Raw genomic sequence first — 21,482 nt, forward strand, 5'->3', positions numbered from 1 at the left:
TTAGCTGCGTTTCGCCGCCGCCCAATCCCGGACGGCATTGCCAAAAGCCTCAAACAGAGGGCGCGAAACCGGGTCTTGCGCGGCATTCCATTCGGGGTGCCATTGCACAGCCATCGTGAAGCCGGGCGCATCTTTCACATAAATCGCCTCGGGCGTGCCATCTTCGGCGCGGCCTTCAATCACGATGCGGGGCCCCGGTTGGCAAATCCCCTGCCCGTGCAGCGTGTTGGTCAGAACCTCATCTGCGCCGAACAATTGCGCGAACCGCCCGCCAGGCTCCAAATGCACCTTGTGGCGCAACGCAAAAGATTCCTCCAGCGTGCCTTCGGGCGGCATGCGGTGGTTCATCCGGCCCGGCAACTCGCGAATTTCAGGGTGCAGCGTGCCCCCCATCGCCACATTCACCTCTTGAAAGCCACGACAAATGCCAAAAAACGGCTGGCCACGCTCCACACAGGCGCGCACCAAAGGCAACGTGATCGCATCGCGGGCGCGGTCAAAGGCGCCGTGTTTCTCGGTCGGCTCTTCCCCATATTCCTCGGGGTGGATGTTCGGGCGCCCGCCGGTGAACAGAAAGCCGTCGCAGACCTCCATCAATTCCTCGACCGCAACCATTTCAGGATCGGCGGGGATCAAAAGCGGAATGCAATCCGACACACGCGCCACCGCGCAAGAGTTCATCTGCCCGCCTTCATGGATCGGGTAATGGTCGTTCAGAAGACCTCTGTTGCCAATGATCCCGACGACCGGGCGATGTGCTGCGCTTGCCATAACGTGCTCCTTTGCACTCAAGCTAATGGCTCAGCGCCAATGCGCAAGCCTTTCGGCATGCGCAGCTTTTGTGCATGCGCGCAGGGTCAGGCCGCGGCGGCTTCGGCAGCGAGTTTGCGAATACGCTCGACCATCGCCGCCAGCCCGTTCGAGCGTTGCGCGCTTAGATGCGCATCAAGCCCAAGCCGCCCCATTTCCGCCTTGGCGTCGACCGCGCCCACCTCCGTCACCGTCAGGCCCGAATAAAGCGTGTGCAAGAGCGCGATCAGCCCTTGCACGATCATCGCATCCGAAGCGCCTTCAAAATCAAACACCGCCTGCGGCCCAGTGCCTTCGATGCGCGGCATCAACCACACTTGGCTCGCGCAGCCTTCGACCTTGGTGGCGGGCACTTTGAGCGCCTCATCCAGCGGCGGCAGCGCTTTGCCCATTTCAATCACATGGCGGTAGCGGTCTTCCCAATCATCGAGGAAGTCGAAAGTTTCGGCGATCTCTTCGAAGGCGGGGCTGGCCATGGCTCTCTCCGGTATTGCTGCGCTGCAACATGGGTAGCCTGCGACGTTGCTTGCGTCCAGTGCGCCATGTGCCGCTTTTCAAAGCCTGCGCAATAAGCTACCCAGACAGGGACCATTTCTGCCCGACCGGAGTGACCATGACCGAGATCCGCCGTTTCGCCCCCGTGGCTCTGCTGTTGGCCAGTTCTGTGGCGCTTTCGGGCTGTGGCTGGAAAGACAGCAAGATGAACCCGTGGAACTGGTTCTCGCAGGAAGAGGTGACCACGCTCGCGCCGAAGGAAGGCTATCCGGAGATCGCCAATGACCCACGCGAACTGGTTGCCACGGTGACCAAGCTGGAGATCAAGCGCACCCAAGGCGGCGCGATTGTCGCCGCCACCGGTATGCCGCCGACGCAGGGCTGGTGGGGCGCCGATTTGCTGGCGGAAAACGATGGTAGCCCGGTCGATGGGGTGATGACCTATCGCTTCGTTGCCGCTTGGCCGAACCCGGGCAGCCCCGCAGGCCAACGCATCAGCACCCCCGAATCGCGCGAGATCACCGCCGCCGCCTTCATCAACAATGTGAAGCTTGCGCAGGTGAAAAAGGTCGTGGTGATTGGCGCTGGCAACCAGCGCGCAGTCAGCCGCTGAGGCCCTTCAAACAGCATTCAAGCTGACAGACTTTCGCGTGCAATGGTCGCGAAAGCGCCAGAATCGGCGCGCGGTTGAGCCACGCGCCAAGCCGATAAATACATCAAACCACCTGATCAAATTTTAAGCAATTCGACGCCTATTGAGAAGCGAAGGCGCTTGAAAGAGGCGATCGCCGCTCTTGGAGGCGGTGCGACGCATCCCCCCGTTGGGGAATGCCGTCACTTTCTCGGCCTCGTAAACTTGACACTTTTTCTGGGCACGCGCGAAATCAGCCAATCCATTGGCCATGCAGGCATATCACTTAGGTTTATGCCCGCTTTTTATGAGGAGATACGCGTGAAAACTCTGTTCACGGCGCCGGTTCGCACAACCGTCAAACTGACCGCCCTTTTTGCTGCGACAGCCTTTTTTGCAGGCTGCGGTCCGGGCTCCATGATTTTTGGCGAGGGCGGTGACCAATCCGTCACGGGTTCTGCCGGAGCCGCCGCCCAAGCGCGGGCAAAATCGATGGGCACGGGTAAGAACGGGCCGGAAACTGAAGACTACACCCCGCCCAGCGATTACACCCCGCCCAGCAACGAATACACCCCTCCCACCGACACTAGCGGCTGGAGCTAACCCATGACTTGCAGCGCATCAGGTCGACCAAACAGGTCGCCCTGATGCGCGCAGCGACATGGTCGTTTGTTCGTAGCGAGTATAGCCCCATCCGATCTGATCGGGTGGGGCGTTTTGTTTTTTATCTTTTCCGTAAACACTCAGACCCAAAATGATCCATCTCCGAGACTATTTTTCGGTGAAGATCGCAAACCAGCTTATAAAGTGGTATATTCCCGCAAAGAAGGAGGCTGTTGCGGTGAAGATCGGCCAAATCGTTCAAAACAATATTCCAGCTATTTTCGCATATTGCGAGGCTCATGACCTTGGCGAGTTTGCCCGTCTGCAGAACGTCACTTATTCAAAGGTTAATTTCGACATCAATTATCCCTTTTGTACGCCTGTCAGTAAGATCAGTCCCGACGATCACGTGCGTTATTGGAAACGCATATACACCGTCCACGGTTTTGCGGTCAGGGTGACCAGCCAATGGTTCAATCCTCCGACAAGCCAAAGCCTACCAAGACTGCGGGCCTACTTGGCCGCACATCGCATTCCCTTTGTAGAATTTCCCTTAGAAACGGATGCGATCACGACAGAGCAGGCGCCAGAACGCGCGCCCAAGGGGCGGTATAAAGGTCATGCCATCGGCAACGCGCAAAACCTATTTGTGCGCAACATCTTAAGTCGATTAGGCCAAGAGACCTTCAATGCCGCGCAATGGCATGATGTTATTACAGAATTTGGGGACTGCTGTGCTTACTGCGGAAGCACTGAGAATTTGGTCATAGATCATGCAATCGCCATCAATAAGCTAACGCTTGGCGAGCACCGCCTGGGCAATCTGGTGCCAGCCTGCCACCGCTGCAACTCAGAAAAGGCAGATCAAGACTTTCGCGACTTTATTGCTGAGGACCCCGCACGCATCGCCGCTATTGAAGCGCATATGGCCAAGCACGGATATGTCCCACTTGGCACCGATGCGGAGATTTCCAAGATTATTGCGCTTGGACATCAGGAAGTGCGCGACCTAGCGGAGCGCTATGTCTCCATCATTGATGCCGTGCTTGAAGCCCGCTTGTCCGCCTCAGCTGACGAAGCTTAGCATCCGTCTTTCGGAAATGCGGCAAGCCGTTGCGGGATTGGCGGCTTTGCGCTAGGGCTTCGCGCGACGAATCCCCCCGCGACGCACCCCGAGGAGACAGCCATGAGCGAGCGCAAACCCGGCCTGACCTATTCGCAAGCGGGGGTCGATATCGACGCGGGCAATGCCCTTGTCGAACGCATCAAGCCCGCCGCCAAACGCACCACCCGCCCCGGCACCATGTCGGGCCTTGGCGGCTTTGGCGCTTTGTTCGACCTCAAAGGCGCGGGCTACCAAGACCCGATCTTGGTCGCCGCCACCGATGGCGTGGGCACCAAGCTGCGCATCGCGATTGATACCGGCAATGTCGATACGATCGGCATCGACCTTGTGGCGATGTGCGTGAACGACCTTGTCTGCCAAGGCGCCGAGCCGCTGTTCTTTTTGGATTACTTCGCCACCGGCAAACTGGAGGTCGATCAGGCCGCCCGCATCATCGAAGGTATTGCCGAGGGCTGCGCGCAATCGGGCTGTGCGCTGATTGGCGGCGAAACGGCGGAAATGCCGGGCATGTATGCCAAGGATGATTTTGACCTTGCCGGCTTTGCCGTGGGCGCAATGGAACGCGGGGCCGATCTGCCCGCGGGCGTGCAGGAAGGCGATGTGCTGTTGGGTCTGGCTTCCAATGGCGTGCATTCGAACGGCTATAGCTTCGTGCGCAAAGTGGTGGAACTGTCGGGCCTTGGCTGGGACGCGGCCTCTCCCTTTGGCGATGGCTCGCTTGGCGAAGCGCTCCTTGCCCCCACCCGGCTTTACGTCAAACAAGCGCTGGCGGCGGTGCGGGCGGGCGGCGTTCATGCGCTGGCCCATATCACTGGTGGCGGGCTGACCGAGAACCTGCCCCGCGTTTTGCCGGAGGGCATGGGCGCGACCATCGACCTTGGCGCATGGCAATTGCCGGGCGTGTTCCGCTGGTTGGCCGAAACCGCGAATATGGAAGAGGCGGAGCTTCTCAAAACCTTCAACTGCGGCATTGGCATGATTTGCGTTGTGGCGGCAGACCAAGCCGACACGCTCAAAGCGCTTTTGGAAGCCGAGGGTGAAACCGTCACCAAGCTTGGCACCATCACCGCAGGCGCGGGTGTGGCTTACGAAGGCAAATTGCTGTGAAACGCGTTGCCATCCTCATCTCGGGGGGCGGCTCGAACATGCTGCGCCTTGTCGAGGACATGAAGACCCTTGCCTATGCCAAACCGGTTCTGGTCGCCTCAAATGACCCGAGCGCGGGCGGCATCGAGAAAGCCGCGCGCAAAGGCGTGCCGACAGCGGTGATCGACCATCGCCCCTTTGGCAAAGACCGCGCGGCCTTTGAGGCGGAACTTTTGAAGCCGATCTTGGCCGCCAAGCCCGATGTGGTTTGTCTCGCAGGCTTTATGCGGGTGCTGACGCCCGATTTCGTCAAAGAATTTGAGGGGCGGATGCTCAACATCCACCCCTCGCTTTTGCCGAAATATCCGGGGCTGCACACGCATCAACGCGCGCTCGACGCAGGCGATGCGGAAGCAGGCTGCACCGTGCATGAGGTGACGCCGGTTTTGGATGATGGGCCGATTTTGGGCCAAGCGCGGGTGCCGGTGCAGGCGGGCGACAATGCCGAAACATTGGCCGCGCGGGTGCTTGGTCAAGAGCACGCGCTTTACCCCGCCGTGCTGCGCCGCTTCCTCGCGGGCAATCGCGAACCGCTGTTTTTGGCCTAAGCGCGGGCCAAAACCGCCCCAAACACAGCGAATCCGCACTTTCCTTTAGGCCGCGCAGCGCTTAAGGGAATTGCATTCAGGCGGGATGACCCCGCGAAAGAGAGGGCGCGAATGCACACGATCACCACCACCGAAGCCTTGGCCGAGTTTTGCGCCCGTGCGAAAGACGCGCCCTATGTAACGCTCGATACAGAGTTTTTGCGCGAGCGCACATATTGGTCGAAGCTGTGCCTTGTGCAAATGGCGCTGCCCGGCAAAGAGGGCGACGCGGTGCTGGTCGACCCGCTCTCGGACGGGCTTTCGCTTGAGCCGCTTTACGACCTCTTCCGCCATGAGGCGACGGTGAAGGTCTTCCATGCGGCGCGCCAAGACCTAGAGATTTTCTTCACTGAAGCCAAAGTCTTCCCGCATCCGCTGTTTGACACCCAAGTCGCGGCGATGGTGTGCGGCTTTGGCGAGCAGGTGGGCTATGAGACGCTGGTGAAAAAGATCGCCAAGCAATCGCTCGATAAAACCTCGCGTTTCACAGATTGGTCGCGCCGCCCGCTGACCGAGGCGCAAAAGAATTACGCGATCGCCGATGTGACCCATTTGCGGGTGATCTACGAATTCCTGTCCAAGGAACTGTCGAAATCGGGCCGCGAAAGCTGGGTTGAGGAAGAAGAAGCGATCCTTCTGAACCCCGAAACCTATATCAACCGCCCGGAAGAGGCTTGGATGCGGGTGAAAACGCGCACCAATTCGGGGCGTTTCATGGCCGTGGTGCGCGAATTGGCTAAATTCCGCGAAGGCTTTGCGCAGGCCAAGAACATTCCGCGCTCGCGCATTTTCAAAGATGATGCGCTCCTTGAACTGGCCTCGACCAAGCCCACCTCGATGGAAGAGCTTGGCAAATCACGGCTTTTGCTGCGTGAAGCCCGGCGCGGCGAGATTGCCGAAGGGATCATCACCGCTGTGAAAGCGGGTCTTGAGGTGAAGCCCGAAGACTTCCCCCGCACCGACAGCGAAGAGGCGCAACTGCAGGTCAATACCGCTTTGGCCGATTTGCTGCGCGTGCTTTTGAAGGCGAAATCGGAACAGGCGGGCGTGGCGGCGAAGCTGATTGCCACCGCTTCGGACCTGGACCGGATCGCCGCGGGCAAGCGCGATGTGGCCGCGCTTTCGGGCTGGCGCAAAGAAGTTTTCGGCATCGACGCGCTGCGCTTGGCGGCGGGCGAAATTGCGCTGACCGCTGCGGGCGGCGCGGTTCGGGTCGTCCAAGTCTGAGCGCCCTAAGTGGCGCGGGCGATCCGCCCGGCCGCGCCAGCTCGCACAAACCCCGCATATCTTGCAGGCAAAACCGCGTTTTTGCGCGGCAGGTCTGCGCTTTTTCACGCGCACTTGGCACGGCATTCGCATTCCGCACCGGCGCGACGGTTCGCGGGCTTTACCTTGCGCCTAGATACCTTATATAAATGCTTGGATTTTGCAGGGATGACCCATGACCACCGATGCGCAACCGCTTCCCGAGGGAACGCCGCTGATTGCCCCTTCCGATCTTGACCATCCGCTTTACGATGCGGTGGTTGATGCCTGCCGCACCGTTTATGACCCGGAAATTCCGGTCAATATCTATGATCTTGGCCTGATCTATACGATCAAGATCGGCGATGATGGCGTGGTGAAGATCATCATGACGCTGACCGCACCGGGCTGCCCGGTGGCGGGCGAGATGCCGCAATGGGTGGTGGATGCGGTCGAGGCGCTTGATGGCGTGCAGCGCTGCGAGATTGACATGACCTTCGATCCGGCTTGGGGCATGGATATGATGTCCGAAGAAGCCCGGCTGGAACTCGGCTTCATGTAAGCTTTGCCCTTGTCGCAGCGGCCCGCGCGCCTACCCTAGGGTCCAAAGATACCGCTGTCTGACGAGGGTTTCATGACCGACACGCTGTTTTCGCCCGGGCAATTGGGCGAAATTTCCATTGCCAACCGCCTTGTGATGGCGCCGCTCACCCGCAACCGCGCGCCGAACCGTGTGCCCACCGATTTGATGGTGGAGTATTACCGCCAGCGCGCGACGGCGGGGTTGATTGTGACCGAGGGCGCGCAAATTTCGCCCGTGGCGCAAGGCTATGCTTGGACGCCGGGCATTCACACCGAAGAACAGGCCGAGGGCTGGGCCAAGGTCACATCGGCGGTGCATGCGGCGGGCGGCAAAATCGTCATACAGCTGTGGCATGTGGGCCGCGTCTCGCACCCAAGCATTATTGACGGCGCAACGCCCGTGGCCCCCTCGGCGCTTTCCGCCGCGGCCAAAACCTTTGACGGCACAGGCTTTGTGGAAACCGCCCTGCCCCGCGAAATGAGCGCGGAAGACATTGAGCGCACCTTCCTTGATTACGCCCATGCCGGTCAATTGGCCAAGCAAGCGGGCTTTGACGGGGTCGAGTTGCATGCCGCCAATGGCTATCTGATCGACCAATTCCTGCGCGATAGCTCCAACACCCGCACCGATGATTGGGGCGGTTCGATCGCCAACCGCTGCCGCTTTTTGCTGGGCGCGGTGGATGCGCTGACGGGCGTTTGGGGGCCGGGGCGCGTTGGCGTGCGGCTTTCGCCCTATTCCAACGCCAATAACGTGGGGCTCGACAGCCATACGTTGGAGCTTTTCGGCCATGCGATTGGGCAACTTAACGCCCGCCCGCTTGCTTTCGTGCATATGGTCGAGGGCCAAACCGGCGGCGCGCGTGATTGGCCCGCAGGCGAATTGGAAAAGCTGCGCGCAATGGTGGCGGCCCCCTATATCGCCAACAATGGCTACAGCCGGGATATGGCGCTGGATGCGGTGCGCAGCGGTGCGGCGACCGCGGTAGCCTTTGGCAAGGCCTTCATCTCCAACCCCGATCTGCCTGCACGGCTGCAGCGCGACGCGCCGCTGACCCCGCCGAAGGTAGAGCTCTTCTACGGCGGCGGGGCCGAGGGCTATACCGACTACCCAACGCTTCGCTAAAGCCAAACCACGCGGGGCGCCTTGCGAGCGCGCCCCGCAAAACCTATATTTGTAAAAACAGCTTTCGCTCTAAGGAGCCGCCCCATGTTCGCCATTCCCGGCCAAGCCCCCGTTACCCTCACCCCTGCTGCCGTCACCCAAATCGCCGCCCTGATGGCGCGCGAGGGCGCGGCAGGCTTTCGCATTGGTGTAAAAAAGGGCGGCTGCGCGGGGATGGAATACACGATGGAGGTCGCGGCTGAAGCCGACCCGATGGATATTGTGGTTGAAGAAGGCGCGGCGCGGGTGCTGATTGCGCCGCTGGCGCAAATGTTCTTGCTCGGCACCGAGATCGACTATGAAGAAAGCCTGCTGGAGGCGGGTTTTAAGTTCCGTAACCCCAATGTGGTCGATAGCTGCGGCTGCGGCGAATCCGTCAAATTCCGCGACACGGCCGAGGGCTGAGCCCAACGCAAGCCCGGGTCGCGCGTTTTACGGCTTGCGCGCGCCCGTGAGCGGCCTAATCTGCCCCGGAATTGATTAACGGAGGGGCGCATGCGCAAGAAACTGGCCGCAGGCAATTGGAAGATGAATGGCACCAAGGCGAGCCTTGGCGAGGTCACGGCGCTGATTGCGGCCCATCCCGATCCGAAATCCGAAGTTCTGCTCTGCCCGCCTGCCACCTTGGTGGAAGCGATGGCGCAAACCGCTGGCGGTAAAATCGCGGTCGGCGGGCAAGATTGCCATATGAAGCAATCGGGCGCGCATACCGGTGATGTGGCGGCGGAAATGCTCAAAGATTGCGGCGCCACTTACGTGATTTTGGGCCATTCGGAGCGCCGTGCGGACCATGATGAAAGCAGCGCAATGGTCTGCGCCAAGGCCGAAGCGGCGAAAGCGGCGGGTCTTGTGGCGGTGATTTGCGTGGGCGAGACCGAAGCGCAACGCGATGCAGGCGACACGCTTGAGGTGGTGGGCAAGCAGCTCCATACCTCGGTGCCCGAAGGAGCAAATGACGAAAACACCGTGATCGCCTATGAGCCCGTTTGGGCGATTGGCACCGGGCGCACGCCAACGCTTGAGCAAATTGCCGAAGTGCATGATTTCATGCGTGCCGAACTGGTGGCTCGTTTTGGTGAAGCCGCCGAGGGCATCCGTCTGCTTTACGGCGGCTCGGTCAAACCCTCGAACGCGACCGAAATCTTTGCCACCTCGAATGTGGATGGCGCTTTGGTCGGCGGTGCGAGCCTGAAAGCCGCCGATTTCGGCGCGATCATCGCAGCACTTGACGCGGCCTAGGGGAAAAATAGGGGCTCCGCCCCCAAACCCCCGAGATATTTCGACAAAGTCGAAGCCAAAGGGCGCTCAGAGAGGTGCCCTTTTTCCTACCAAGCCTTTTCAACTTGGGGCAAATATCCCGCAGGATGGGGGCAGCTTCGCCCCCCCCCTTCACACCGGCAAGATTGTGGTCGATTTGATCTCTTCCATGCTCAAAAGCGCGGTGACGTTGTAAATCCGCACCTCTGAGATCAGCGCCTGATAGAAAGTGTCATAGGCGCGGGCGTTTTTGACCCGCACTTTCAAGATATAGTCGATCTCTCCCGCAAGCCGATGCGCCTCCAACACTTCGGGCCGGGCGCGCAGGGTGGCGAGGAATTTGTTTTGCCAATCCGCCTCATGTTCCGAGGTGCGGATCAGTACGAAGAAACAGGCCTCCAGCCCCAAAGCCTCGGCATCCAGCAGCACCGTCTGCCGCCCGATCACACCGAGATCCTTCATCTTGCGAATCCGGTTCCAGACCGGGGTCTTCGAAGAGCCCACCTTGCGCGCAATTTCATCGAGCGATTGGCTCGCATCTTCCTGAAGCTGAAACAAAATCTTCCGATCCATCTCGTCTAGCCGGACCGCCATTCGCGAAAACTCCCGTTCCTTGGGAAACTGCTTCCCTCGGCGCAAGGATATGAAACAAAATTCCTTATTCGCAAGGGATACTGGCGATTTGGGGGAATATTTTTCTATATTGCCCATCAAAGGAGACCGCCATGACACATCCCCTCCCCTTCGGACATGTCACCCTTGCGGGCGCCGGCCCCGGCGCTGTGGGGCATTTGACGCTGGCTGTCGCGCGCGCTTTGGAAGGCGCCGATATCGTGCTGCATGATAAGCTGGTTTCGGCCGAGGTTCTGGCGCTCGCTGGCCCGCAAGCGACGCTCGTGGAAACCGGCAAAGAGGGGTTTGGCCCCTCGATGGCGCAATCGCATATTGAAACGCTGATGGTCGGCTTTGCGCAGGCGGGCCGCAATGTGCTGCGGCTGAAATCGGGAGATCCGGGGCTTTTCGGGCGTTTGGGCGAAGAGTTGGACGCGCTGGATGCGGCGGGCATTGCCTACACCGTGCTGCCCGGCATCACCGCTGCTGCGGCCGCTGCCGCAAGCCTGAACCAAAGCCTGACCGAGCGGGGCCGCAACCGTGAGTTTCGCCTGCTCACCGGGCATGGCGCCGATGGTTTTGCCGAGGCCGATTGGGCAAGCCTTGCCCGCCCCGGCACGGTCGCTGCGATTTACATGGGTAAGAAGGCCGCGCGCTTCATTCAGGGCCGCCTGATGATGCATGGCGGCTGTCCCACCACCCCGGTGACGCTGGTTGAAAACGCCTCCCGCGCCGAAGAACGCCGCCTTTCGGGCACGCTGGCCGATCTGCCCGCGCTTGCCGCCCAACTGGATGGCCCCGCCGTGATTTTGTGGGGGCTTGCCCCCCGCGCCGCCGAAACTGCTGAAATTCTGGAAGCCGCCCAATGAGCCGCACCCATGCAAAAGTCGTCTCCGCCAATGATCTGCGCGCGGGACATACGGTCTATCTGACCTCCAATGGCGGCTGGAGCCGTTATATCACCCAAGCCGAAGTGATCACCGATGAAGCCGAGGCGCAATTGCGCCTGCTTGACGCGATTGGTCATGCCACTGTCGTGGTGGGTGCCTATCTCGTCGATGTGGAGCCGGGTTCTGATGGCCCGAAGCCGGTGGCATTGCGCGAACGCTTCCGCGCGCAAGGCCCCTCGATCCACCCCAGCAAGCAAACCGCCCGCGCGGAGGCCCGCCATGTATCAGCATAATGACTTTGACCAAGCCTTCTTGCGCAACCGCAATGCGCAATTCCGGTCTCAGGTAGAGCGCCGCCTCTCGGGCAGCCTGACGGAAGACGAGTTCAAGCCGCTGCGGCTGATGAATGGCGTCTATCTGCAACTGCACGCCTATATGCTGCGCGTCGCCATTCCCTATGGCACGCTGTCTGCCGATCAAATGCGCGTTCTGGCCGAAGTGGCCGAGCGGTGGGACCGGGGCTACGGCCATTTCACCACGCGCCAAAACATCCAGTTCAACTGGGTCGCGCTGACCGATATCCCGGACATTCTCGACCGTATGGCCGAGGTGGGGATGCATGCGATCCAAAGCTCGGGCAACTGCATTCGCAACACCACCGCAGATGCTTTGGCGGGCGCAAGTGCCGATGAATTGGCCGATCCGCGCCCCTATGCGGAACTGATCCGGCAATGGTCCACCGATCACGCCGAATTCCAGTTCCTGCCGCGCAAGTTCAAGATTGCCGTCACCGGCTCGCCCGAGGATCGTGCCGCAATTGCCGCGCATGATGTGGGGCTGCAACTGGTCGAACAAGGCGGTGAAATCGGGTTTCGGGTGTTGGTGGGGGGCGGCCTTGGCCGCACGCCGATGCTCGCGCAGGAGCTTCGCGCCTTCCTCCCCTCAGCGGAGCTCCTGCCTTATTTGGAGGCCATTTTGTCGGCCTATAACCTGATCGGGCGGCGCGACAATAAATATAAGGCGCGCATCAAGATCACCGTGTTCGAGCACGGGATCGACACGTTCCGCGCGGCGGTTGAGGAACAATTCGCCAAGATCCGCCCCGCCTATACGGGCGAGGATCAAGCGCTTCTGGCCGAGATCGCTGCGCAATTCGCGCTGCCCGATCTGCGCGAGAACTTGGCCGAGTTTGACGCCACCACCCGCGCGGTGGACCCGCTTTATGCGGCTTGGGCGGCGCGCGCAGTGACGGACCACAAGCGCGCCGATCATGCCAGCGTCACCGTGGCGCTGAAAGTCGCGGGCGAAGAGCCGGGCGATGCCTCTGCCGCGCAGATGCGCGCGCTGGCCGATATTGCCGAGCGTTATGGCTATAACGAGCTGCGCATCACCCACAGCCAAAACGTGGTGCTGCCGCATGTGGCGCGTGAAGACCTGCCCACCGTTCATGCCGCGCTTTTGCGCGCCGGTTTGGCTGCGGCAAATATGGGCAGGCTTGGCGACATCATCGCCTGCCCCGGCATGGATTACTGCGCGCTGGCAACGGCCCGGTCTATCCCGCTTGCGCAAGAAATCGCGCAACATTTCCAGACCCTTGGGCTGGAAGAGGAGATCGGCGCGCTGAATTTGAAAATTTCGGGCTGCATCAATGCCTGTGGGCACCATCACTTGGGGCATATTGGCATCCTCGGGCTTGACCGTGCAGGCGCAGAAAACTACCAGATCACCATTGGCGGGCACGAGGGTGACAAAAAGCACCCCGCCGCGATTGGCGAGAAAATGGGGCCGGGCTTTGCCTATGAGGCAGTGGTTCCGGCGCTGGAACGGCTGTTGCGCACCTATTTGGATCTGCGCAACGGGGCAGAGGAAACCTTTCTGGATGCCGTGAAGCGGCTGGGCCTCGCGCCCTTCCGGGCGGCACTTTACGCAGAGGTACGCGATGCGGCTTGAGCTTTCCCGACGTGTGGCGGGGTTGAACCACCGCTACCGCAGCCATGACCCGGCGGCGCTGGTTGCCGCGACGCTGAATGACCCAGATACCGGGCGCGTGGCGCTTGTGTCGTCCTTTGGGGCGGAATCCGTTGTGCTTCTGCATATGGTCGCCACCCGTGCGCCAGAAACGCCGGTGCTGTTTGTCGATACGCTGATGCTGTTTGAAGAAACGCTCGCCTATCAGCGCGAAGTGGCCGAAACCCTTGGCTTGAAAGACCTGCGGGTGATCCGTGCCTCTGAGGCGGATCTGGCGGCGCAGGACCCCGAAAACAAGCTGCACAAAACCGACACCGATGCCTGCTGCGCCTTGCGCAAAACCGCGCCGCTAGAGGCTGCTTTGGCGGAGTTTGACGGCTGGATGACCGGGCGCAAGCGCTACCAAGGCCAGACGCGTGCCGATATTGACCATTTCGAGGTGGAAACGCCCACCCGGATGAAGATCAACCCGCTCGCCCATTGGGGCCGGACCGAGATTGCCGATTATATGGACCGCTATGACCTGCCGCGGCATCCGCTGGTGGCGCGCGGTTACCCCTCGATTGGCTGCGCACCCTGCACCTCGCCCGTCGCGGCGGGCGAAGACCCGCGTGCGGGCCGCTGGCGCGGTCAAGAAAAGACCGAATGCGGCATCCATTTCGTCAATGGGCGCATCGTGCGGCCGGGCAGCCTTGAAGCAGAGAAGTCGGAGAAAGTGGCATGAGTGTTTTGGTCCGCGATGACGGCTTTCACACGGAGGATTTTGACGGGCTGGCGGTCGAGCTTGCCCCCACCACAAAGCCCGACGAAATTGCCACGCTGATCGCCAATGCCGGTCTGGTGGTGGTGCGGTTTGACAGCTTCGCCGATGGCCGGGGCTTCACGCTGGGCCGCCTTGTGCGAGCGGCAGGCTACACCGGGCGGTTGCGCGCGCGCGGCCCTTTGATTGCCGATCAATATGCGATGGCACGCCGCGCTGGCTTTGACGAGGTGGAGATTCCGCCCGAGATCGCGGCGCGGCAAAGCGAAGCAGATTGGCTTTCCAGAGCCGATTGGCAAGCCCATGACTACCGTAAACGCCTTGGTTTTAAGGGTTGCGACAGCCTGCTCGCTTGACTCGCAGCCTCCCGCGGGCCATTGCCGGAAAGATGGCATGACCCGCGGAATTATGATATCCGCAAGACATGTTTCTTTCCGACCCGTGGCCCGCAGCAGCCCTGCCCGCCGCCCGTCGGTGACTGTTCACTGGCCCTTGGGCCCCGAAAGACGAGACGACCGTGAACGTGACTTCCCCCATTGCGCCCGCCAAAATCCTGCCCGATGCCCAGACCGTGACCGAGGTCAAGCACTGGACCGATACGCTGTTTTCCTTCCGGGTGAGCCGCCCGCAAACCCTGCGTTTCCGCTCGGGTGAGTTTGTGATGATTGGCCTGCTGGACGACAATGGCAAGCCGATCATGCGCGCCTATTCGATTGCCTCGCCCGCGTGGGATGAAGAGCTCGAATTCTACTCGATCAAAGTGCAAGACGGCCCGCTGACCTCGCGGCTGCAACACATTCAGCCCGGTGATCAAATCATTCTGCGCCCCAAACCCGTGGGCACGCTGGTGATTGATGCGCTGCTGCCGGGCAAACGGCTGTGGTTCCTGGCCACCGGCACCGGGATTGCGCCTTTTGCTTCGCTGATGCGTGAGCCCGAAGCCTACGAGAAGTTTGACGAAGTCATCATGATGCACACCTGCCGCACCGTGGCCGAGCTGGAATACGGCCGCCAACTGGTTGAGGCGCTGCAAGATGACCCGCTGATCGGCGAAATGGTCGAGGGCAAGCTGAAATACTACCCGACCACCACCCGTGAAGAATTCCATCACATGGGCCGGATCACCGACAACCTTGCCTCGGGCAAAGTGTTTGAAGACCTTGGCATTGAACCGATGTGCCCCGAGACCGACCGCGCAATGGTCTGCGGCTCGCTCGCGTTCAACGTTGACGTGATGAAAGTGCTCGAAAGCTACGGGCTGCGCGAGGGGGCAAACTCTGAGCCGCGCGAATTCGTGGTGGAAAAGGCCTTCGTCGGCGAAGGTATCTAAGGCCGAAGGGCTTTACGGAATAAAGGGTCGCCTTTCGGGGCGGCCTTTTTTGTTGTGCTCAGGGCAGCGACTGACCGCCGGGTGGGCGTCCATCGCCGGAATGGTGCAGTTTATGGTTCAAGCACGTCCTACGCCGATCCCCGCGCGAAGGCCGCAAAGCGCCCGCCCGAGGGGGAGGGGGCGGTCGGGCGCTGCCCGGGCCGCTGAAGCGGCTATTCCGGGCCTGGTGCCCTCAGCGCAGCAAAAGCGGCGCGTCGAGCCAATCGCGCAGCGCGCGGCTCACTTTTACGGGCTGCTCCAGCGGGCTCAGATGCCCCGCCCCCATGATCAGCCGATATTCGGCATGGGGCATCAATTCGGCCAAAAACTCATGCCGCCTTGGCGGGCAGATCGTGTCATATTCACCGCAAATCAGCATCGCGCGCAGCCGCGTGTTGCGTAAAGCGCGCTGCTGATCGGGACGGCGCATCAAGGCGCGCGATTGCCGGGTGAAGGTCTCTGCCCCCAAAGTGCCCGCCATATCCAAGAGCATCGCTTGCACTTCGGTCCGGCCTTCGCCGGGGGCAAGCGCCGCTTCGGGCACTTCTTCGAGCATCACCTCATCAAGCCGCCCGGTGCGCGCGCGAATGATGCGCGGCTCGCGCTGCCCCGCCACTGCAGGCGGCTCGGCCAGGGGCGAGACATTCATCAACGCTATTTCGCTGACGCGTTCGGGCACGCGACGCAATATCTCCATCGCCACCAGCCCGCCAAGCCAATGGCCCACAAGCGCGAATTTGGGCGGGGCCATCGCCAAAACGGCAGACGCCATTTCCTCGATCGTCGCACCTTGCAAAGGCGCGGTGACCACCCCGCGATCGGCCGAAAACTCTAAGATCTGGTGCCAGAAAAGACGTGCATCGCACATGAATCCCGGCAGAAAAACCAACGGAACAGACATTCGCTCACCTCAAACCTGCACTCTTTGGTGCATTTGGTCGCAGGGTAGCGCGATCCGCGCGAAAGGGGAATCCCCTTCCGCACAAAGGCGAGGCCAGCCTATCCGAAAGCTTAGGCGAGCACTTCGTCGAGCGTGGCCTTGATCAGCTCAATATTCTCGGGCGCCGAGAAGCGGTGATCCGCGCCTTTCACCATCGTCAGCCGAATATTGCGGCCATCGGCATGATGGAACAGCTTCACCGCCCAATCCGGCGGAACCGAGCGATCTTCGGAGCCTTGCAACAGCCGCACCGGCATTTTCAGCGGCAGCGGATCGCGCATGACAAAGTGATCGCGCCCATCGACGATGAATTTCTTCATGATGCGGTAGGGTTGCGGGCCATATTGCAGATCGACATAGCCCTGCTCCATCAAGAGCGTTTTCTGCTCCTCGGTGAAAGAGGCGAAATAGCCATCTTCGGTAAAGTCGGGCGCGGCGGCGACGGTCACCAAAGCGGCGACCTTTTCGGGGAATTCGCGCGCCAAAAGCAGCGCAAGCCAGCCCCCCATCGACGAGCCCACCAGCACCTGCGGCCCCTCGGCTAGGTCATTCAGCACCGCTTTGGCATCAGCATACCAATCGGCAATCGACGTGTCAGGATAGGCTTCCGACGACTCGCCATGCCCCGAGCAATCAAAGCGCAAAAACGCCCGGCCCTTTTCTGCCGCCCAAGCATCAAGCGCTTCGGCCTTGTCGCCATTCATATCGGAATGCAGCCCATGCAAGAACAGCACCCCCGGTCCGGAGCCTGCGCGCTTTTTATAGGCGATGCGGTGGCCTTCGGGCGTGGTGAAGACATCAGTCATGGGAACTCCTGCGGTTGCATGGGGCGAGCCTAGCGCCCTGCCCCGCCCACCTCAAGGCGCGCGAAACGACGCGGGCCCCGGTCGCTTTCAGGATGGACGGAAAGTTTGGGCCAAGTTACGCCAAGCGCATGAGTGACCAAGACCGTATCCTGCCCGGCATCATGCTGATGCTTGGTTTTTGCACCATCGCGCCGCTGATTGATGTGGCCTCGAAGCTGGCGGCGCAAGGCGTGCCGGTGGGCACGGTCACGCTGGGGCGCTATGTGGCGCAAATGCTGTTGATGCTGCCGATCGTCGCTTTGATGGGCCAGCCGTTTGGCATGACCCGCCGCGCGCTTTGGCTGACGTTTGCCCGCGCTGCCGTTTCAATTGCCGCAACTTATACTTTTGTAGCCGCCATCCAGCACATGCCGATTGCCGATGCGCTCGCCATTGCCTTCGTTGAACCCTTCATCATCTTGCTGATTGGCTATTTCTTTATGGGCGAAGAGGTGGGCCCGCGCCGGATTGGGGCCTCGGTCGTGGGGTTTATGGGCGTTTTGTGCGTGATCCAGCCCTCTTTCGCGCGGTTTGGGGCGGTGGCGCTTTATCCGCTGGGCTCGGCCATCAGCTTTGCGCTTTATATTCTGCTGACCCGCGCGCTGTCGCGCCATATGCACCCGATCCCGATGCAATTGCACACCGCTTGGGCGGCGGTGGTGTTGATGCTGCCCGTGCTCGCGCTTGGCGGCACGTTTGAGATCGGCCAATTCCAGCTTGTCCCCCCCACCGGCATCTTTTGGCTTTGGTGTTTTTGTGTCGGGCTCGCCGCAACCGTCAGCCATATGTCGATGAGCTATGCGCTGAAATTTGCCCCCTCTTCAACGCTTGCGCCGCTGCATTATTTTGAGATCCTAACCGCGACCTTGTTTGGCTATCTGGTCTTTGGCGATTTCCCCAATGCACTCACTTGGGTGGGCATTGCGATCATCACCAGTTCGGGGCTTTACCTCATTCACCGCGAGCGGCTGGCGGCCAAAGCGCGCAAAGCACCGCTGCCAGATGCGCCTTTGGGACCATAACCAACATTGGCCCGTTCATCTCAAGCTTAACCACGCCCGTTACTTCGTTTGAGGTGCCGACCCGGCCCGCAGGCGTGAAGGCGAGCCCCTCAATTGGCCAGCGCAGCCCTTCTGAGCGGCCCGAAGCTGCGCCCATAGGGTAAAGCGAAAACCGTGTGCCGATGGGAAGATCCAGCGTGAGGCTTGGCGGGGCGAGAAAAATCACCTCATCTTCAGCAATCAGCAAGATTGTCTGATCGGGGCGGGCTGCAAGTTCGGTCAATGCGGCCAGCGTATGATCGAGCCGCATCCCCGTAAACCCAAGGCATAGATAGAAGTCCGCCTTCACATGGCGCAGGCACTTGCCAAAATCCGTACTGTCCTGTTCGAGAATCGGCATCAACCGGTCGGCTAAAATTCTCCGTCCATTTTGAGACAAGCTATCGAGATCGCCAATCACCGCCAAAGGTGCGCACCCAAGCGCCAAGGCTCGATCGCCCCCCCCATCGGCGGCGACCAGATCGGGGGTGATTGTCGCGCAAAGGGCAACATCTGTTGGGTCTACGGCCCCGCCTCCCAGCAACGTGACCCCGCCATGGCATTGGACAATTCTTGTGGACATGGCATGATTGGTTACGATTAAGGCAAGGAAACTCAAGCGCAATCGCTAAGATTTCACAGATTTTCCTTTTTTCGTTCACCGGAAAGAACCAGTTACGCGTTCATGGTGAACGCCAGAAGTTTTGGTAGAAGGCGATGGTCGATGGTTGGAGCGAGCAAGATTCTCACCGTGTCCTACGGGACCTTCTCGTGCACCCTTGAGGGGTTCGAGCAGCCGTTTAACACGATGAAGGCGATTGCGGAGTATTTCCGCGATCTTGCTGCTGATGACCGCTATTTCGGCGCGGAACCACCGCAGCCGGATGCCGAGATGCTGCACAAAATCGCCGAGCGCGAGATTCAGCGCCGGGTTGAGGCGAAGATCCAGAAAAACGGCATTGTGCTGCGCCCGAGCGAGGCCGAAGCACAGCTTGAGGCCCCACAACCGCCCGTCGCGGAAGCGCCGGCCAGCGCGCCGAGCGTGCGTGTGCCCTTTGCCCAACCGGTGCCGGAAGCGCCGCAACCACAACTGACGCAGGTGTCGATCCCGGTGCCGCGCCCCGATCCGGTGGCCGAAGACGCGATGCCGCATGATCCGGTCACGGAATCGGTTGCCGCCAAGCTGCAGCGTATCCGCGCCGCCGTGGCGCAGGCGCGTGCAAGCCAAGCGGTTGAGGAAACTGCGGAGTTTGAAGCCGAGCCGGAAGCGATTGCCGAACCCACGGGGTTTGTGGCCCCGCAAGAAGCGCCCGAGGCCGACAGCGCCGAGGGAGATTTTGGCTTTGCACTCGATATCTCTGGCCCGCTGAGCGACGAAGAAACCGCCGAGATTGGCGAGGTCGAGACGCCCGAGGCTGAGGCTGAAGTTCATTCCGAGCCCGAGGTGGCGCCAGAACCGGAATCGGCAAAGGCCCCGGAAACAGAGCCTGAACCGGAACCTGCGGAAGCACCGGAGGCAGAAATTGCGCCCGAAGCCGCACCGGAAGCCCCCGCCGAAGCGCATGATGACGCCGCGACGATCACCGAGGTAGAAGCTGCCGAAGAAGCCGCGATTGCGGCGGCAGAAGAGATGCGCCAGGTTCGTCAGCGCCGCCGTGCGGAACGCCGCGCCGCGCGCCTTGCACAGATTGAGGCCGAAAAAGCGCAAGCCGAAGCCGCAAAAGCGGAATCGGAAGCCGACGCGCAAGAAGAAAGTGCCGCAGACGCGCCGCAAGAGCCTGAAGCCGCTGAGCTTGAGGAAGCACCGCTTGTTTCCACCGAGGCGGTTGAAGCCCCGGCAGAAGACGTGACGGAAGACGCTCCGGTTGAAACCGTTTCCGAAGAGCCGGACGCACTCATTGCCGAGGCTGCGCAAGAGCTAGAAGCGGAAGCCTCCGAGCCCGAAACCGTCGAAGCCCCGGTGGTGGAACCGGCGCGCCCGATGGTGCGCGCCCGCGTGATCAAACTGCGCCGCGCCCAGCCGGTGGAGGAAGCCGCTTCCGACATCGCGCAAGCAGTGCAAGACGCCCAACCGGAAGCGCACGAGGCACTGGCCGAAGCGGAAGCGGTTGCGGAAGACGACGCCGATGCGATGCTGGCCGCGATTGCCGCGCAACTGGATGAGGCCCCCGAAGAAACGGCACAAGATGCGGTTGAACCCGTCGAAGCCGCAGACGAGGCCGACGAGGCCCTGCTGGCGGAACTGGCCGCGCTGACCGAAGACCTGCCCGATGACGATGATTGGGGCACGCTGACCTCGCTCCAGACCAATCTGGACGCGATCGAAGCAGACGAGATCGAAGAAGACGCCGCGCCGATCGAAACCGTTGACGAGACTGTCGCGGAAGCGCCCGTGCAAGAGCAACCGGCCTTTGAACCCACCGAGATTGAGGCGGCCGAAGTCGAGCCCGCCGCCCAAGCGGAGGAAGCGGAGGAAGCGGCGCTCGAGAGCGACTATGAAGACGATCTCGAAGAAGACTTTATCGAGGAATTCGACGAAGACGAGAGCGATCTGGACGATGCGCCAGAGGCTGCGGCCCCGACGCCGGTGACGCCCGCGCCCGAACAGCCCACGAGCGAGGCCCCGCAAGCGCCGACCAACAAACGTGCCTTGCCGGAAGGGGATTTGTCGCGGCTTTTGGAAAAAGCCGATGAGCAAATGGCGGTGACGGAAAATCGTCGCCGTATCTCGGCCATTGCGCATCTGAAAGCGGCGGTCGCCGCCACGGTCGCGGATCGCAAGGCCGGGGCTGACAGCCAGCAGGGCTCAGATGAAACCGAACCCTACCGCCAAGACCTGAGCCACGCGGTGCGCCCGCGCCGCCCGGTGGCCGCCGCGAAAACCGAGCGGCCCGAAGGGATTATGGCGCAGAGCGCACGCCCTGAAGTGCGGCCCGCGCCGTTGGTTCTGGTCTCGGAACAACGTGTGGATCGCAGCACGCCCGAGGAATCGGTCACCGCGCAAGCTGTGCGCCCGCGCCGGATCACCGCAGCAAGCCTGCACCGCGAGATTGAACCGGAAAGCGCGGAAAGCAGCGCTGAACACGAAGCCATTTCCGCCGAGGCCGCAACAAGCTTTGCCGAATTTGCCGAGAGCCGAGCCCCGCAGGGATTGGGGGAATTACTTGAAGCTGCGGCCGCTTATACCGAGCAGGTGGAGGGACGACCGCATTTCTCGCCGCCGCAGATCATGCGCAAAGTGACCGCCATCGGAGAAGAGACCTTCAGCCGCGAAGACCGGCTGCGGGTTTTTGGCACACTGCTGCGCCAAGGAAAAATCGCCAAGGTCAAACGCGGCCAATATGCGATTACCGAGGCAAGCCGGTTCTACCAACGCCGCGCCTAAAGCACGGCAGAACCCACATGATCTTA

24 protein-coding genes are annotated in these 21,482 nt (G+C 61.2%); 18 read left to right on the forward strand and 6 right to left on the reverse strand.

Translation table 11 applies throughout. The features are described 5' to 3' along the window. Nucleotides 1-771, reverse strand: a complete 771-nt coding sequence (locus tag BW967_RS13540) for a gamma-glutamyl-gamma-aminobutyrate hydrolase family protein (RefSeq protein ID WP_076485627.1) — start codon at nucleotides 769-771, stop codon at nucleotides 1-3. Nucleotides 772-857: 86 nt separating this feature from the next. After that, nucleotides 858-1,286 (reverse strand): SufE family protein, encoded by a 429-nt coding sequence (locus BW967_RS13545; protein WP_076485628.1) that lies wholly within the window; start codon nucleotides 1,284-1,286, stop codon nucleotides 858-860. 137 nt (nucleotides 1,287-1,423) lie between these two features. On the opposite strand from BW967_RS13545, the gene BW967_RS13550 reads away from it, so the two are divergent. The 10 genes from BW967_RS13550 (at nucleotide 1,424) to tpiA (ending at nucleotide 9,629) form a co-directional block, all read left to right on the forward strand. Beyond that, complete coding sequence (locus BW967_RS13550) at nucleotides 1,424-1,918, forward strand: hypothetical protein (protein WP_083952247.1); 495 nt, start codon at nucleotides 1,424-1,426, stop codon at nucleotides 1,916-1,918. Nucleotides 1,919-2,077: 159 nt separating this feature from the next. Further along, nucleotides 2,078-2,539: a hypothetical protein gene (locus tag BW967_RS13555; protein ID WP_139327840.1), complete on the forward strand. Its 462-nt coding sequence runs from the start codon at nucleotides 2,078-2,080 to the stop codon at nucleotides 2,537-2,539. A 151-nt stretch (nucleotides 2,540-2,690) separates the two neighbouring features. Further along, nucleotides 2,691-3,623: an HNH endonuclease gene (locus tag BW967_RS13560; protein ID WP_083952249.1), complete on the forward strand. Its 933-nt coding sequence runs from the start codon at nucleotides 2,691-2,693 to the stop codon at nucleotides 3,621-3,623. Nucleotides 3,624-3,725: 102 nt separating this feature from the next. Then, on the forward strand, nucleotides 3,726-4,772 hold the full coding sequence (gene purM / locus BW967_RS13565; protein ID WP_076485630.1) for a phosphoribosylformylglycinamidine cyclo-ligase: 1,047 nt from the start codon (nucleotides 3,726-3,728) through the stop codon (nucleotides 4,770-4,772). Continuing rightward, nucleotides 4,769-5,359 (forward strand): phosphoribosylglycinamide formyltransferase, encoded by a 591-nt coding sequence (gene purN / locus BW967_RS13570; protein ID WP_076485631.1) that lies wholly within the window; start codon nucleotides 4,769-4,771, stop codon nucleotides 5,357-5,359. Before purM ends, purN begins: the two co-directional genes overlap by 4 nt. Before the next feature lie 111 nt (nucleotides 5,360-5,470). Continuing rightward, nucleotides 5,471-6,625 (forward strand): ribonuclease D, encoded by a 1,155-nt coding sequence (gene rnd, locus BW967_RS13575; protein ID WP_076485632.1) that lies wholly within the window; start codon nucleotides 5,471-5,473, stop codon nucleotides 6,623-6,625. A 214-nt stretch (nucleotides 6,626-6,839) separates the two neighbouring features. Continuing rightward, on the forward strand, nucleotides 6,840-7,205 hold the full coding sequence (locus tag BW967_RS13580; protein ID WP_076485633.1) for an SUF system Fe-S cluster assembly protein: 366 nt from the start codon (nucleotides 6,840-6,842) through the stop codon (nucleotides 7,203-7,205). A gap of 72 nt (nucleotides 7,206-7,277) precedes the next feature. Beyond that, nucleotides 7,278-8,351, forward strand: a complete 1,074-nt coding sequence (locus tag BW967_RS13585; RefSeq protein WP_076485634.1) for an alkene reductase — start codon at nucleotides 7,278-7,280, stop codon at nucleotides 8,349-8,351. An 84-nt stretch (nucleotides 8,352-8,435) separates the two neighbouring features. Continuing rightward, nucleotides 8,436-8,795, forward strand: a complete 360-nt coding sequence (locus tag BW967_RS13590) for a HesB/IscA family protein (RefSeq protein WP_076485635.1) — start codon at nucleotides 8,436-8,438, stop codon at nucleotides 8,793-8,795. A gap of 90 nt (nucleotides 8,796-8,885) precedes the next feature. After that, nucleotides 8,886-9,629 (forward strand): triose-phosphate isomerase, encoded by a 744-nt coding sequence (gene tpiA / locus BW967_RS13595; RefSeq protein ID WP_076485636.1) that lies wholly within the window; start codon nucleotides 8,886-8,888, stop codon nucleotides 9,627-9,629. A gap of 150 nt (nucleotides 9,630-9,779) precedes the next feature. Here tpiA and BW967_RS13600 read toward each other — a convergent pair whose 3' ends face one another. Further along, the gene (locus tag BW967_RS13600) at nucleotides 9,780-10,241 is read right to left on the reverse strand and encodes an Lrp/AsnC family transcriptional regulator (RefSeq protein ID WP_076485637.1); all 462 of its coding nucleotides are present in this window, start codon (nucleotides 10,239-10,241) and stop codon (nucleotides 9,780-9,782) included. Nucleotides 10,242-10,372: 131 nt separating this feature from the next. Between BW967_RS13600 and cobA the strand changes: the two genes are divergently transcribed. From cobA to BW967_RS13630, 6 genes are all read left to right on the forward strand, one after another. Next, on the forward strand, nucleotides 10,373-11,128 hold the full coding sequence (gene cobA / locus BW967_RS13605) for a uroporphyrinogen-III C-methyltransferase (RefSeq protein WP_076485638.1): 756 nt from the start codon (nucleotides 10,373-10,375) through the stop codon (nucleotides 11,126-11,128). Then, nucleotides 11,125-11,442, forward strand: a complete 318-nt coding sequence (locus tag BW967_RS13610; protein WP_076485639.1) for a DUF2849 domain-containing protein — start codon at nucleotides 11,125-11,127, stop codon at nucleotides 11,440-11,442. Before cobA ends, BW967_RS13610 begins: the two co-directional genes overlap by 4 nt. After that, nucleotides 11,429-13,099: a nitrite/sulfite reductase gene (locus BW967_RS13615; protein ID WP_076485640.1), complete on the forward strand. Its 1,671-nt coding sequence runs from the start codon at nucleotides 11,429-11,431 to the stop codon at nucleotides 13,097-13,099. The genes BW967_RS13610 and BW967_RS13615 overlap by 14 nt, the downstream gene beginning before the upstream one ends. Beyond that, nucleotides 13,089-13,841 carry a phosphoadenylyl-sulfate reductase gene (locus BW967_RS13620; RefSeq protein ID WP_076485641.1) on the forward strand — a complete coding sequence of 251 codons (753 nt, stop codon included), beginning with the start codon at nucleotides 13,089-13,091 and terminating at the stop codon, nucleotides 13,839-13,841. Before BW967_RS13615 ends, BW967_RS13620 begins: the two co-directional genes overlap by 11 nt. Continuing rightward, nucleotides 13,838-14,233, forward strand: a complete 396-nt coding sequence (locus BW967_RS13625) for a DUF934 domain-containing protein (RefSeq protein WP_076485642.1) — start codon at nucleotides 13,838-13,840, stop codon at nucleotides 14,231-14,233. The genes BW967_RS13620 and BW967_RS13625 overlap by 4 nt, the downstream gene beginning before the upstream one ends. 167 nt (nucleotides 14,234-14,400) lie before the next feature. Beyond that, entirely contained in the window at nucleotides 14,401-15,207 is an 807-nt protein-coding gene (locus BW967_RS13630) for a ferredoxin--NADP reductase (protein WP_076485741.1), read from the forward strand. 232 nt (nucleotides 15,208-15,439) lie between these two features. Here BW967_RS13630 and BW967_RS13635 read toward each other — a convergent pair whose 3' ends face one another. Together BW967_RS13635 and BW967_RS13640 are read right to left on the reverse strand one after the other, a co-directional pair. Beyond that, nucleotides 15,440-16,147 carry an alpha/beta fold hydrolase gene (locus tag BW967_RS13635; protein WP_076485643.1) on the reverse strand — a complete coding sequence of 236 codons (708 nt, stop codon included), beginning with the start codon at nucleotides 16,145-16,147 and terminating at the stop codon, nucleotides 15,440-15,442. Between the two features lie 110 nt (nucleotides 16,148-16,257). Continuing rightward, nucleotides 16,258-16,992: an alpha/beta fold hydrolase gene (locus BW967_RS13640; RefSeq protein WP_076485644.1), complete on the reverse strand. Its 735-nt coding sequence runs from the start codon at nucleotides 16,990-16,992 to the stop codon at nucleotides 16,258-16,260. Between the two features lie 128 nt (nucleotides 16,993-17,120). Here BW967_RS13640 and BW967_RS13645 point away from each other — a divergent pair, with 128 nt between their 5' ends. Continuing rightward, entirely contained in the window at nucleotides 17,121-18,053 is a 933-nt protein-coding gene (locus BW967_RS13645; RefSeq protein ID WP_076485645.1) for a DMT family transporter, read from the forward strand. Here BW967_RS13645 and BW967_RS13650 read toward each other — a convergent pair. Then, nucleotides 17,983-18,654: a thiamine diphosphokinase gene (locus tag BW967_RS13650; RefSeq protein ID WP_076485742.1), complete on the reverse strand. Its 672-nt coding sequence runs from the start codon at nucleotides 18,652-18,654 to the stop codon at nucleotides 17,983-17,985. The genes BW967_RS13645 and BW967_RS13650 overlap by 71 nt on opposite strands. 141 nt (nucleotides 18,655-18,795) lie before the next feature. Here BW967_RS13650 and BW967_RS13655 point away from each other — a divergent pair, with 141 nt between their 5' ends. Beyond that, nucleotides 18,796-21,456: a hypothetical protein gene (locus tag BW967_RS13655; RefSeq protein ID WP_076485646.1), complete on the forward strand. Its 2,661-nt coding sequence runs from the start codon at nucleotides 18,796-18,798 to the stop codon at nucleotides 21,454-21,456. Nucleotides 21,457-21,482 lie beyond the last annotated feature (26 nt).

This window comes from Rhodobacter aestuarii, from assembly GCF_900156655.1.
In the GTDB taxonomy this organism is placed as follows: domain Bacteria; phylum Pseudomonadota; class Alphaproteobacteria; order Rhodobacterales; family Rhodobacteraceae; genus Rhodobacter; species Rhodobacter aestuarii.